Raw genomic sequence first — 13937 nt, forward strand, 5'->3', positions numbered from 1 at the left:
CCGACAGTCACCTCAACCCCTTTGTAGGAGCTGGCTTGCCAGCGAAGGCAATCTGTCAGGCAACATTGATGCTGGCTGGGCCGGCCTCTTTGCTGGCAAGCCAGCTCCTACAGCTGTTCTGTGTCGGCACACTCAATCGACACCCACAACAAAGCGTCATATTTCGGAAACCTTACTGACTTAATCTCCCGGCACCTCCTTTGGCGATATAAGGTGCCGGCATGATGCTGCGCGTGTTGTTCCTGTTGCTGCTGTGCCTGGGCATGCCACACCTGGCGGCGGCCGGTAATTTACCGACCTCCGGACAAGGCCCGGTGCTGCGCATCCAGGGTTCCAACACCATTGGCGCGGCCTTGGGGCCGGCGCTGGTCGAAGGCCTGCTGAGCGAACAGGGTCTGCGCAATATCCACCGCGAACCGCTGGACACCGCCAACGAACTGCGCATCGTCGGTGAAACCGATCAGGGCCGCCGGGTCGTCGTGGAAGTCGCAGCCCACGGTTCCAGCACGGGGTTTGCCGCCCTGAAAACCGGCAATGCCGACCTCGCTGCCTCTTCGCGCCCGATCAAGGACAGCGAACGGGTCAACCTTCAATCCCTGGGCGATCTGAAAAGTCCGGCTGCGGAACAAGTCATCGCCATTGACGGCCTGGCAATCATCCTTCACCCGGACAATCCGCTGCAGCAACTTGGCACCGAACAACTGGCGCGCATGTTCAGTGGCGACGTCAACACCTGGGAAGACATTGGCGGCAAGGGTGGGCCGATTCATCTGTATGCACGGGATGATCAGTCCGGGACCTACGACACGTTCAAGGAATTGGTCCTGAGTGCTCGTGGGAAAAGTCTCAGCAGCACGGCGAAACGCTTCGAATCCAGTGAGCAACTGTCAGACGCGGTCAGTGCGGACCCGCAGGGCATCGGTTTTATCGGTTTGCCCTACGTGCGAAGTGCCAAGGCCGTGGCGATTGTCGACGGGCAATCTCAAGCCATGTTGCCGCTGAACAATCTGATTGCCACGGAAGACTATCCGCTGTCCCGTCGGCTGTTCCTTTACCTGCCACCGTCCGGGAAAAATCCTTGGGCCGAGGCGCTGACTGCGTTCGCCCAAAGCAATAAAGGGCAAGCCATTGTCGCCGCCAATGGCTTTATCGCCCAGACCGTCCAGGCCATGAGCGTGACGCCCAATGCATTGATGCCCGAGGGTTATCAGGCGCTCAGCCGTCACGCGCAGCGGTTATCGGTGAATTTTCGCTTCGAAGAAGGCAGCGCCACGCTGGACAACAAGGCCCAACAAGACCTGTCCCGGGTGCTCGACTATATAAAGCAGCACGGCAAAACCAATGGCCAGATAACACTGGTGGGGTTCGGCGATGCCAAGAGCGACCCGGCGCGTGCCGACTTGCTGTCGAAGTTGCGGGCGATGGCGGTGCGGCGGGAGTTGGTGAAAAGCGGCGTGGTGTTTCGCGAGGTCCGCGGATTTGGTGCGCAAATGCCGGTGGCGGCCAATAGCGCCGATGAAGGCCGGATCAAGAATCGCCGGGTTGAGGTTTGGGTGTATTGAATTGAAATACGAACTATGTGGCGAGGGGGCTTGCCCCCGTTCGGCTGCGAAGCAGTCGCGAATCATCCACCGCGTTGCATCAGAGCCAACACGGTGAATGAATTCAGGCCCGCTTCGCGGTCCAACGGGGGCAAGCCCCCTCGCCACAAAGGTTCGCTGTCCGCGAAATTTTTGCGGGATTAACGCCCGTTACGCATCATCTCTTTCGGCACATATTTACCGATTTCGAACTTGCCAATGGCCGCACGGTGCACTTCGTCCGGGCCGTCGGCCAGGCGCAGGGTGCGCTGCATGGCGTACATGTAGGCCAGCGGGAAATCGTTGGAAACCCCGGCTCCGCCGTGCATCTGGATCGCCCGGTCGATCACCCGTAGCGCAACGTTCGGCGCAACCACCTTGATCTGCGCGATCTCGCTTTTCGCCACTTTGTTGCCGACGGTGTCCATCATGTACGCCGCCTTCAATGTCAGCAGGCGTGCCATGTCGATTTCCATCCGCGAGTCGGCGATCTTGTCGACGTTACCGCCCAGACGCGCCAAGGGCTTGCCGAATGCCGTACGGCTCACCGAGCGTTTGCACATCAATTCCAATGCGCGCTCGGCCATGCCGATCGAACGCATGCAGTGGTGAATCCGGCCCGGGCCAAGGCGACCTTGGGCGATTTCGAAGCCGCGTCCTTCACCCAACAGTACGTTTTCGTACGGCACCCGGACGTTTTCGAACAGCACTTCGGCATGACCGTGAGGGGCGTCGTCGTAGCCGAACACCGGCAGCGGTCGCACGATCTTCACCCCGGGGGTATCGACCGGCACCAGGATCATCGAGTGCTGGGCGTGACGCGGCGCGTCGGGGTTGCTCAGGCCCATGAAGATCAGGATCTTGCAGCGCGGGTCACAAGCACCCGACGTCCACCATTTCTTGCCGTTGATCACCCACTCGTCACCATCGCGCACCGCACGGGCAGCCATGTTGGTGGCGTCGGAAGACGCGACGTCCGGTTCGGTCATGGCAAATGCAGAGCGGATCTCGCCACGCAGCAGCGGTTCGAGCCAGCGCTGTTTCTGCTCTTCGTTGGCGTAGCGCACCAGCACTTCCATGTTGCCGGTGTCCGGTGCCGAGCAGTTGAACGGCTCTGGCCCCAACAGCGAGCGGCCCATGATTTCTGCCAGCGGCGCGTATTCAAGGTTGGTCAGGCCGGCACCAAGTTCGGACTCAGGCAGAAACAAATTCCACAGGCCTTCGGCCTTGGCCTTGAGTTTAAGTTCTTCCATGATCGCGGTCGGCTGCCAGCGGTCGCCTTCGGCAACCTGGCGCTCGAACACGGCTTCGGCGGGATACACGTAGGTGTCCATGAACGCTGTCACGCGCTCACGCAGTTCCTGAACCTTGGTCGAATAAGCGAAATCCATGAGCGAGATACCTTCTTGGGAGAGGTTGTTTAGGTCATGCATTCGATGCTAGAACAGCCATGAAAATTTACCTAGCCTATTCTCGGCGTGTATAAACATTCATCACCGATATATGATCGACTGATCGTCACGGTCAGTCCGCCCACACAATAAGAGAGCCGCGTAATGAACCTGAGCAAGGTCGATCTCAACCTTTTCATCGTCTTCGACGCGATTTATACCGAGGCCAACCTGACCCGCGCCGGGCAAATCGTCGGTATTACTCAACCGGCGGTGTCGAACGCGCTGGCGCGCCTGCGCGAGACTTTCAACGACCCGCTGTTCGTGCGCACTGCCCAGGGCATGGTGCCAACGCCCATGGCCCAGAACATCATCGGCCCGGTGCGCAACGCGCTCTCGCTGCTGCGCGTATCGGTACAGGAAAGCCGCATTTTCAACCCGCAGCAAGCGGTCAAGACCTACCGCATCAGCATGACCGATCTCACCGAAGCGGTGATCCTGCCGCCGCTGTTCCAGCGCCTGCGGCGCATGGCGCCCACGGTGGTCATCGAAAGCTTCCTGTCCAAGCGCCGTGAAACCACCAAGGAACTGGCGGCCGGCCGTCTGGACTTCGCGGTGGACGCGCCGCTCAACACCGATCCGCAAGTGCGCCACGTCAAATTGATGGAAGACCGCTACGTGTGCGCCATGCGCAAGGGGCATCCGCTGGCGGGCAAGGAAAAACTCACCCTGGATGATTACCTGAGCCTGACCCACATCCATATTTCCAGCCGTCGCAGCGGCCTGGGCTATGTCGACCTGGCACTGGGAAAAATGGGCATCCAGCGCAAGATCGCCCTGCGCTCCCAGCATTACCTGATGGCCTCGCAGGTGTTGCAGCAGACGGACATGGTCATGACCGTGCCGGAACGCTTTGCCCGTCGAAACGAACTGCACGCCTTTTATCTGCCGGTCAACGATGTGCCGCCGGTGGAGACTCACCTTTACTGGCACGAAAGCACCGACCAGGACCCGGCGAACCGCTGGATGCGCGAGCAGATGATCGAGTTGTGCCAGCAGGTCACGGCGCAGGAGAAAAAGCTCGAAAAGGCGTAAGGCGTTACACCGCGTTATTGTTGTTCGCGAGCAAGCCCGCTCCCACATTGGATCTGAAGTGATCAGAGATCCCTGTAGGAGCGGGCTTGCCCGCGAAGAGGCCAGCAAGAACACTGAAAAAACCTGCCCCTTGACGTAAACGTCAACCTACCTTTAGCTTAGCGCCATAACCATATTCGAGCGCGCCCATGAGCAGCCAGACCTACAGCATCTCCGACCTCGCCCGCGAGCTCGACATCACCACCCGTGCCATTCGCTTTTATGAAGAGCAAGGCCTGCTCAGCCCCGAGCGCCGTGGCCAGGAACGCATCTATTCGCCGCGCGACAAGGTCAGCCTGAAGCTGATCTTGCGGGGCAAGCGCATCGGTTTCTCGCTGGCCGAATGCCGCGAGTTGATCGAGCTCTACGACCCGTCCAGCGGTAACACCAAGCAACTGCACAGCATGCTGGCGAAAATCAGCGAGCGCCGCGAACAGCTTGAACAGCAATTGCTGGACATCGAGCAGATGAAGCTGGAACTGGACACCGCCGAAGAGCGCTGCGTGCAGGCGCTGGAGCAGACGCTCAAGAGCCAGGAATCGGTCCAGTAGATACACACTCTCCACAGTTCGCTCCTACAGGTCTTTGTGAACACTCAGACAATCAGCACAGGTCCAATCCCATGTCCCTCCCCTCCCACGTACGCATTGTAGAAGTCGGCCCGCGCGATGGCCTGCAAAATGAAGCCCAGCCCATCAGTGTTACTGACAAGGTGCAACTGGTCGATGCGCTGACCGCCGCCGGTCTTGGCTATATAGAAGTTGGCAGTTTCGTATCGCCCAAGTGGGTGCCGCAGATGGCCGGGTCCGCCGAGGTGTTCGCGCAGATCCAGCGCAAGCCGGGCGTGGTCTACGGCGCGCTCGCTCCCAACTTGCGTGGGTTCGAAGATGCCCTCGCCTGCGGGGTCAAGGAAGTGGCGGTATTCGCTGCGGCGTCGGAAGCGTTTTCTCAACGCAACATCAATTGCTCGATCAGCGAAAGCCTGCAGCGTTTTGTGCCGATCATGGACGCCGCCAAGCAACAGGGCGTGACGGTGCGCGGGTATGTGTCGTGTGTGCTGGGTTGCCCCTACGAAGGTAACGTCACGCCGGAGCAGGTCGCCGCGGTTGCACGCGAGTTGTTTGCCATGGGCTGCTATGAAGTGTCGCTGGGCGACACCATCGGCACCGGCACCGCCGGCGCGACCCGCCGGATGTTTGAAGTGGTATCGAAGGATGTGCCGCGGGAGAAACTCGCCGGGCATTTCCACGACACTTATGGCCAGGCGGTGGCCAACATCTATGCCAGCCTGCTTGAAGGCATTTCCGTGTTCGACAGCTCCATCGCCGGCCTGGGCGGCTGCCCTTACGCCAAAGGTGCCAGCGGTAACGTCGCGACCGAGGACGTGGTCTACCTGCTCAACGGCCTGGGCATCGACACCGGCATCGACCTCGACGCCTTGATGCTCGCCGGTCAACAGATTTGTTCCGTGTTGGGGCGTCCTACCGGTTCCCGCGTCGCCAAGGCTCGAAGTGCGCAGTGAGTGCGCTGTGTGTGTCCGGGTGTTACCGCGCGGACACAAACGTGGGCGCAAACGAGTAACACGGAAACAAAATGTAGGGTTTTCCCTTAGACACCAAACCCTATAATCCATCAAATCATTGATTTTAAAGGCTTTTAAAAAGTTGGCACGCCACCTGCTTTATCTATCGCACAACAAGAATAAAAAATTGCGACACACCTAATAAAAACAAGACGTAACGACTCTGACATAACAAAAACAACACGGCAGAGACGCAGCTAACAGATTTTTTTGGAGAAGATGTGCTTTTCAGGGTGCTTTTCGGAGTAACCCGCAACCGGACAGAGAATAATAAAACTACCTTCAGGTAGCTCCCGAACTGGTTGGATCGCTTGGCGAGAAAGTAGATCAGCGCTCAAAAAAATACGTTTGCTCTTGATCCCGAATGGGGATCGCAAAAAAAAGCGGTAAAGGGCAACGGTTGCCAAAAACAAAAACAGACCGACCCTCAATAATAAAAAAGAGCACGCGCAACGACAAATTAAAGGGGAGCCTCGGCTCCCCTTTGTGCTGTCTGGCGTTTGAGATTTACGCAGCCCCTGTAGGAGCTGGCTTGCCAGCGAACGCGGTGGGTCAGCCAAGTTCAATGTCGGATGGGCTGCCGCTTTCGCTGGCAAGCCAGCTCCTACAGTATTTCACCCGCGCCTTACAGCTTCGCTTTGAGTTCCTCGACGCTGATCTCGCGCATGCGGAATTTCTGGATCTTGCCCGTCACGGTCATCGGAAACTCCTCAACGAACTTGAAGTAACGCGGCGTCTTGAAGTGTGCGATGCGCTCCTTGCACCAGATTTGCAGCTCTTGCTCGGTAGCGCTGTGGCCAGGGTGGAACTTGATCCAGGCGACGATCTCCTCGCCGTAACGTGAGCACGGGATGCCGATGACCTGAACGTCGGCCACGGCCGGGTGAGTAAAGAAGAACTCTTCCAGCTCCCGCGGGTAAATATTCTCACCGCCACGAATGATCATGTCCTTGTTGCGTCCGGCAATGCACACATACCCCTCGTCATTCATGCTCGCCAAGTCGCCGGTGTGCATCCAGCCCGCCTGATCGATGGCTTCTGCGGTGCCTTCGGGGTTGTTCCAGTAACCGAGCATCACGCTGTAACCACGGGTGCACAGCTCACCGATGGCGCCACGCGGCACCAGGTTGCCCGCTTCGTCGATGATCTTGCTTTCGAGCTGCGGCTGGGTGCGGCCGACGGTGGTCACACGCAGCTCCAGGTCGTCTGCAGGACCGGTCTGCAATGACACCGGACTGGTTTCCGTCATGCCGTAGGCAATCTGCACTTCGCTCATGTGCATTTCGCTGATGACCCGACGCATCACTTCGATCGGGCAGGTTGCGCCCGCCATGATCCCGGTGCGCAGGCTCGACAGGTCGAATTCGGCACGCTGCGGTTGATCGAGCAAGGCGATGAACATGGTTGGCACGCCATACAGCGCCGTGGCTTTTTCGTCGGCCACGGTGCGCAGCGTCAGCAGTGGATCGAACGCGTCGTTCGGATAAATCATCGTGCTGCCATGGGTGATGCAGCCAAGGTTGCCCATGACCATGCCGAAGCAGTGATACAGCGGCACCGGGATCACCAGCCGATCGGCCGCCGTCAGGCCCAGGCTTTCGCCGACCATGTAACCGTTGTTGAGAATGTTGTAATGGCTGAGCGTCGCGCCTTTGGGAAAACCCGTAGTACCGGAGGTGTACTGAATGTTTACCGGCTGATCGAAGTGCAGGCTGTGCTGGCGTCCATGCAATTGCTCGACAGACACGCTGCCCGCCAGATCGGCCAGTTGCGACCAGGGCAGGAACCCCGATGGCGGCTGCACATCCAGGCTGATCACGCCGCGTAGATCCGGCAACCGCTCGCAGTGCAATTGGCCGATCGATTGCTCAGCCAGTTCTGGCGCCAGGCCTTGCACCATCGCGTGATAATTCGAGGTCTTGAAGGCGCCGGCACACACCAGCCATTGGCAACCCGATTGCTTCAGGGCGTATTCCAGCTCGGAGCTGCGGTAAGCGGGATTGATGTTGACCAGGACCACACCGATTTTTGCCGTCGCAATCTGGGTGATGCACCACTGCGCGCAATTCGGCGCCCAGATGCCGAGGCGATCCCCGGTTTGCAACCCCAGCGCCAACAGCGCCCTCGCGTGCAGGTCAGCAGCCTCGGCCAATTGCCGCCAGGTGTAACGCAGCTGTTGATGGCGCACCACCAGCGCCTCCCCGTCCGGGTACTGCGCAGCCGTGTTGTCGAACGCCTGGCCGATGGTCATCGCCAACAAGGCTTTGTCCTGGGAACCACGGGTATAACTGCGTTGCGGGCTTGCACTGGGTTGATCCATGACGACCCCTATTGTCTTTATTTTGTAGGAGCGAGGCTTGTGTGGCGTGGGAGCAAGCTCCCTCGCCACAGAAAAGCGCCGCTGGTCTTTTCTGAACTGGCCCTACTCTCGCTCAAGTTGACGTTAACGTAAAGGGTGATTGACAGCCATTCGTCACAGGCTTACGTTAACGTAAAGGTGAGAACCCTATCACGGCCCTCCCCACCCTACAAAAAAGCCAAAAGGTGACCCATGAGCTATCCATCCCTGAACTTTGCCCTCGGTGAAACCATCGACATGCTGCGCGATCAGGTTCAGTCCTTCGTCGCCAAAGAGATCGCCCCGCGCGCCGCTCAGATCGACATCGACAACCTGTTCCCCGCCGACCTGTGGCGCAAATTCGGCGACATGGGCCTGCTGGGCATTACCGTGCCGGAAGAGTACGGCGGCGCTGGCCTGGGTTACCTGGCCCACGTGGTCGCGATGGAGGAGATCAGCCGCGGCTCGGCCTCGGTGGCGTTGTCCTACGGCGCGCACTCCAACCTCTGCGTCAACCAGATCAACCGCAACGGCAATCATGAACAGAAAGCCAAATACCTGCCCAAGCTGATCAGCGGCGAGCACATCGGTGCCCTGGCCATGAGCGAGCCGAACGCCGGTTCTGACGTGGTCTCGATGAAACTGCGTGCCGATAAACGCGGCGACAAGTACGTGCTCAACGGCAGCAAGACCTGGATCACCAACGGCCCCGACGCCAACACTTACGTGATCTACGCCAAGACCGACCTGGAAAAAGGCCCTCACGGCATCACCGCATTCATTGTCGAGCGCGACTGGAAAGGATTCAGCCGCAGCAACAAGTTCGACAAGCTCGGCATGCGCGGTTCGAACACCTGCGAGCTGTTCTTCGACGACGTCGAAGTGCCGGAAGAAAACATTCTCGGCGTACTCAACGGCGGCGTGAAAGTGCTGATGAGCGGCCTCGACTACGAGCGCGTCGTGCTCTCCGGCGGCCCGACCGGGATCATGCAAGCGTGCATGGACCTGATCGTGCCGTACATCCACGACCGCAAGCAGTTCGGCCAAAGCATCGGCGAGTTCCAGCTGATCCAGGGAAAGGTCGCCGACATGTACACCCAACTCAACGCCAGCCGCGCCTACCTGTACGCCGTGGCCCAGGCCTGCGAGCGCGGCGAAACCACGCGCAAGGACGCCGCCGGCGTGATCCTCTACAGCGCTGAGCGCGCCACGCAAATGGCCCTCGACGCGATCCAGATTCTCGGTGGCAACGGCTACATCAACGAATTCCCGGCAGGCCGTCTGTTGCGTGACGCCAAGCTGTACGAAATCGGCGCCGGCACCAGTGAGATCCGTCGCATGCTGATCGGTCGCGAACTGTTCAACGAAACCCGCTAAACGGAGCTGTCCATGGCTACCCTGCACACTCAGCTCAACCCCCGCTCAGCGGAGTTCGCGGCCAATAGCGCGGCGATGCGTAAACAGGTCGACGCCTTGCACACCCTGCTCGCCCAAGTGGCGCAAGGTGGCGGCCCGAAGGCTCAGGAACGCCACACCTCGCGCGGCAAATTGCTGCCTCGCGAGCGCATCAATCGTTTGCTCGATCCAGGTTCGCCATTCCTGGAAATCAGCCAACTGGCGGCCTACGCGGTGTATGGCGAGGACGTTCCGGCCGCTGGCGTGATCGCCGGGATCGGTCGCGTGGAAGGCGTCGAATGCATGATCGTCGCCAACGATGCCACGGTGAAGGGCGGTTCGTATTACCCGCTGACCGTGAAAAAACATCTGCGTGCCCAGGCCATCGCCCAGCAGAATCGCCTGCCGTGCATTTACCTGGTGGATTCCGGTGGCGCCAACCTGCCGCGCCAGGATGAAGTGTTTCCGGACCGCGAGCACTTCGGGCGGATCTTCTTCAACCAGGCCAACATGAGTGCGATGGGCATTCCGCAGATTGCCGTCGTCATGGGTTCCTGCACCGCGGGCGGCGCCTATGTGCCGGCGATGGCCGACGAAGCGATCATGGTGCGCAACCAGGCGACGATCTTCCTCGCTGGCCCACCGCTGGTGAAAGCCGCGACCGGTGAAGTGGTCAGCGCCGAAGACCTCGGTGGTGCCGACGTGCACTGCAAGATCTCCGGCGTGGCCGACCATTACGCCGAGAGCGACGAACACGCCCTCGCCCTTGCCCGCCGCAGCATCGCCAACCTCAACTGGCGCAAGCTCGGCGACGTGCAGCAACGCGCACCGATTGCGCCGCTGTACAGCAGCGACGAGCTGTACGGCGTGGTCTCGGCCGACGCCAAGCAACCGTTTGACGTGCGTGAAGTCATCGCGCGGCTGGTGGACGGTTCGGTGTTCGATGAATTCAAGGCGCTGTTCGGCACCACGTTGGTGTGCGGTTTCGCCCACCTGCACGGCTATCCGATCGCGATCCTCGCCAACAACGGCATCCTGTTCGCTGAAGCGGCGCAGAAAGGTGCGCACTTCATCGAGCTGGCGTGCCAGCGCGGTATCCCGCTGCTGTTCCTGCAGAACATCACCGGCTTCATGGTCGGCCAGAAATACGAAGCCGGCGGCATCGCCAAGCACGGCGCGAAACTGGTGACGGCGGTAGCTTGCGCCAAAGTGCCGAAGTTCACCGTGATCATCGGCGGCAGCTTCGGCGCTGGTAACTACGGCATGTGCGGCCGCGCCTACGATCCGCGCTTCTTGTGGATGTGGCCGAATGCGCGCATTGGCGTGATGGGCGCCGAACAGGCGGCGGGTGTGTTGGTGCAGGTCAAGCGTGAACAGGCCGAACGCAGTGGTCAGGGGTTCAGCGCCGAGCAGGAAGCCGAGATCAAGCAGCCGATCCTCGACCAGTACGAAGAACAGGGTCATCCCTACTATTCCAGCGCGCGCCTGTGGGACGACGGGGTCATCGACCCGGCCCAGACCCGCGACGTACTGGCCCTGGCCTTGTCCGCGTCGTTGAACGCGCCAATCGAACCGAGCCGCTTCGGCGTGTTCCGGATGTAACTGTAGGAGCGAGCCTGCTCGCGATGGACGTTAACGATAACGCGTGCTGCCTGAATCAACGCGCCGCGCTTTGGTTCATCGCGAGCAGGCTCGCGCCTACAAGTGCCGTGGAGAATGAAAGAACATGAGCGACTTCAACACCCTCGAACTGCTGAGCGACCCAAGGGGGTTCGCCACCCTGTGGCTCAGCCGTGAAGAAAAGAACAACGCCTTCAACGCCGAAATGATCCGCGAACTGATCCTCGCCCTCGACGCCGTCGCGAGCGATGCCAGCCTGCGCTTCTTGATCGTGCGTGGCCGTGGCAAACATTTCAGTGCCGGCGCTGACCTGGCCTGGATGCAGCAATCAGCCGAACTCGATTACGCCACCAATCTCGACGACGCCCGGGAGCTGGCGGAGTTGATGTACAACCTGGCGAAACTGAAAATCCCGACCCTGGCCGTGGTGCAAGGCGCCGCGTTCGGTGGCGCGCTGGGCCTGATCAGTTGCTGCGACATGGCCATCGGTGCCGATGACGCGCAGTTCTGCCTGTCGGAAGTGCGCATCGGCCTGGCGCCGGCCGTGATCAGCCCGTTTGTTGTCCAGGCCATTGGCGAACGCGCCACGCGTCGCTACGCCCTGACTGCCGAGCGTTTCGGCGGGCAACGGGCGCGTGAGATCGGCTTGTTGTCGGACAGCTATCCGCAGGCCGAACTGGAACAGAAGGTCGAGCAGTGGGTTGATAACCTGCTGCTCAACAGCCCGGCAGCCATGCGCGCCAGCAAGGAATTGCTACGCGAAGTCGGCGACGGCTCACTGACACCGGCACTGCGTCGCTACACCGAAAACGCCATCGCCCGCATCCGTGTCAGCGCCGAAGGCCAGGAAGGTTTGCGTACCTTCCTGCAAAAACGTGCGCCGAGCTGGCAAACCGAATCGACCAAGGAGCCCCGCTGATGAGCGCACCTGTCCTCACTACCCTGCTGGTGGCCAACCGGGGCGAAATCGCTTGCCGGGTGATGCGCACCGCCAAGGCCCTGGGCCTGACCACCGTGGCCGTGCACAGCGCCACCGACCGTGAAGCCCGACACAGCCGCGAGGCCGACATTCGTGTCGACCTCGGCGGCAGCAAAGCCGCCGACAGTTACTTGCAGATCGACAAACTGATCGCCGCCGCCAAGGCCAGCGGCGCCCAGGCGATTCACCCCGGCTACGGTTTTTTGTCGGAGAACGCCGGGTTCGCCCGCGCCATCGAAAACGCCGGCCTGATCTTTCTCGGCCCGCCCGCCTCGGCCATCGACGCGATGGGCAGCAAATCCGCCGCCAAAGCCTTGATGGAAACCGCCGGCGTGCCGTTGGTGCCGGGCTATCACGGCGAAGCCCAGGACCTGGAAACCTTCCGCGCCGCTTGCGAACGCATTGGCTACCCGGTGTTGCTCAAGGCCACGGCCGGTGGCGGCGGCAAAGGCATGAAAGTGGTCGAGGACGTCAGCCAACTGGCCGAAGCCCTGGCCTCGGCCCAGCGTGAGGCGCAATCGTCGTTCGGCGATTCCCGGATGCTGGTGGAGAAATACCTGCTCAAGCCGCGTCACGTGGAAATCCAGGTGTTTGCCGACCAGCACGGCAACTGCCTGTACCTCAATGAACGTGACTGCTCGATTCAACGACGTCACCAGAAAGTCGTCGAAGAAGCCCCTGCGCCAGGCCTGAGCCCGCAACTGCGGCGCGCCATGGGCGAGGCCGCCGTGCGGTCGGCGCAGGCCATCGGTTATGTCGGCGCCGGCACCGTGGAGTTTTTGCTGGATGCGCGTGGCGAGTTCTTCTTCATGGAGATGAACACCCGCCTGCAAGTGGAACACCCGGTCACTGAAGCCATCACCGGCCTCGACCTGGTGGCCTGGCAGATTCGCGTGGCCCGCGGCGAAGCACTGCCAATGACCCAGGAGCAAGTGCCGCTGATCGGTCACGCGATCGAAGTGCGGCTGTATGCCGAAGATCCGGCCAATGACTTCCTGCCGGCCACCGGTCGCCTGGAGCTGTATCGCGAATCCGCCCAAGGGCCGGGGCGTCGCGTGGACAGCGGTGTTGAAGAAGGCGATGAGATCTCGCCGTTCTACGACCCGATGCTCGGCAAGTTGATTGCCTGGGGCGAGGACCGTGAACAGGCGCGCTTGCGTCTGCTGAGCATGCTCGACGAATTCGCCATCGGCGGGTTGAAGACCAACATCAATTTCCTGCGCCGCATTGTCGGCCATCCGGCGTTTGCTGCGGCCGAACTCGATACCGGTTTCATTCCCCGTTACCAGGAACAATTGCTGCCAGCGCCCGCATCACTCAGCGATGATTTCTGGCAGGCCGCTGCACAGGCCTTTGCCCAGAGCCAGGTGCAGACTACTCGCGCCGATGACCCGAGTTCGCCATGGGCGGCGCGTAGCGGATTGCGTGCGGGTTTGCCGAGAGAGATCACCCTTCACCTGAGCTGTGAAGGCCAGGACCGCGCACTGACCCTGGGCGACATCGATGCCCACAGCGCACACCTCAAGGGTGAGCAACTGTTGACCGAGCACGAAGGCGTGCGTCGTCAGCATCGGGCCATCCGTCGTGGCGAATACGTGTATTTGCAGTGGGATGGCGAGTTGCGTCGCATCGAAGCCTACGACCCGATCAGCGCCGTCGAGGCCAGCCACAGCCATCAGGGCGGGCTGACTGCCCCCATGAACGGCAGCATCGTGCGCGTGCTGGTGGAGGCCGGGCAATCGGTCGAAGCCGGGGCGCAATTGGTGGTCCTGGAAGCGATGAAGATGGAGCACAGCGTCCGCGCGCCCCACGCCGGGGTGATCAAGGCGCTGTATTGCCAGGAAGGCGAGATGGTCAGCGAAGGCAGCGCGCTGGTCGAGCTGGAAGAAGCCTGAAATGAAGATCGGTCCGACGCATT

At 60.8% G+C, this 13937-nt stretch carries 10 protein-coding genes; 8 read left to right on the forward strand and 2 right to left on the reverse strand.

Annotated features, from left to right (window positions below):
* The first annotated feature begins 221 nt into the window (after positions 1 to 221).
* Positions 222 to 1562: a substrate-binding domain-containing protein gene (locus tag J1D76_RS03965; protein WP_421137135.1), complete on the forward strand. Its 1341-nt coding sequence runs from the start codon at positions 222 to 224 to the stop codon at positions 1560 to 1562.
* Positions 1563 to 1741: 179 nt separating this feature from the next.
* Here J1D76_RS03965 and J1D76_RS03970 read toward each other — a convergent pair whose 3' ends face one another.
* Positions 1742 to 2971, reverse strand: a complete 1230-nt coding sequence (locus J1D76_RS03970) for an acyl-CoA dehydrogenase (protein WP_421137136.1) — start codon at positions 2969 to 2971, stop codon at positions 1742 to 1744.
* 165 nt (positions 2972 to 3136) lie between these two features.
* Between J1D76_RS03970 and J1D76_RS03975 the strand changes: the two genes are divergently transcribed.
* The 3 genes from J1D76_RS03975 to J1D76_RS03985 all read left to right on the forward strand — a co-directional run bounded on the left by J1D76_RS03975 (position 3137) and on the right by J1D76_RS03985 (position 5627).
* The gene (locus J1D76_RS03975) at positions 3137 to 4066 is read left to right on the forward strand and encodes a LysR family transcriptional regulator (protein ID WP_421137137.1); all 930 of its coding nucleotides are present in this window, start codon (positions 3137 to 3139) and stop codon (positions 4064 to 4066) included.
* A gap of 188 nt (positions 4067 to 4254) precedes the next feature.
* Positions 4255 to 4656 carry a MerR family transcriptional regulator gene (locus tag J1D76_RS03980; protein ID WP_007992801.1) on the forward strand — a complete coding sequence of 134 codons (402 nt, stop codon included), beginning with the start codon at positions 4255 to 4257 and terminating at the stop codon, positions 4654 to 4656.
* A 71-nt stretch (positions 4657 to 4727) separates the two neighbouring features.
* Complete coding sequence (locus J1D76_RS03985; protein ID WP_421137138.1) at positions 4728 to 5627, forward strand: hydroxymethylglutaryl-CoA lyase; 900 nt, start codon at positions 4728 to 4730, stop codon at positions 5625 to 5627.
* A gap of 685 nt (positions 5628 to 6312) precedes the next feature.
* Here the strand turns inward: J1D76_RS03985 and J1D76_RS03990 are convergent.
* Positions 6313 to 8007, reverse strand: a complete 1695-nt coding sequence (locus J1D76_RS03990) for an AMP-binding protein (protein WP_421137139.1) — start codon at positions 8005 to 8007, stop codon at positions 6313 to 6315.
* Positions 8008 to 8238: 231 nt separating this feature from the next.
* Here J1D76_RS03990 and J1D76_RS03995 point away from each other — a divergent pair, with 231 nt between their 5' ends.
* The 4 genes from J1D76_RS03995 (at position 8239) to J1D76_RS04010 (ending at position 13914) form a co-directional block, all read left to right on the forward strand.
* Positions 8239 to 9402 (forward strand): isovaleryl-CoA dehydrogenase, encoded by a 1164-nt coding sequence (locus tag J1D76_RS03995; RefSeq protein ID WP_056724068.1) that lies wholly within the window; start codon positions 8239 to 8241, stop codon positions 9400 to 9402.
* Between the two features lie 12 nt (positions 9403 to 9414).
* Positions 9415 to 11022, forward strand: coding sequence for a carboxyl transferase domain-containing protein (locus tag J1D76_RS04000; RefSeq protein ID WP_421137140.1), 1608 nt, complete (start codon positions 9415 to 9417; stop codon positions 11020 to 11022).
* Between the two features lie 124 nt (positions 11023 to 11146).
* Complete coding sequence (locus tag J1D76_RS04005) at positions 11147 to 11959, forward strand: gamma-carboxygeranoyl-CoA hydratase (protein WP_421137141.1); 813 nt, start codon at positions 11147 to 11149, stop codon at positions 11957 to 11959.
* Positions 11959 to 13914, forward strand: a complete 1956-nt coding sequence (locus J1D76_RS04010; protein ID WP_421137142.1) for an acetyl/propionyl/methylcrotonyl-CoA carboxylase subunit alpha — start codon at positions 11959 to 11961, stop codon at positions 13912 to 13914. Before J1D76_RS04005 ends, J1D76_RS04010 begins: the two co-directional genes overlap by 1 nt.
* Positions 13915 to 13937 lie beyond the last annotated feature (23 nt).

The sequence above is a fragment of the Pseudomonas sp. NFX15 genome (genome assembly GCF_049132105.1).
Taxonomy (GTDB): Bacteria; Pseudomonadota; Gammaproteobacteria; order Pseudomonadales; family Pseudomonadaceae; genus Aquipseudomonas.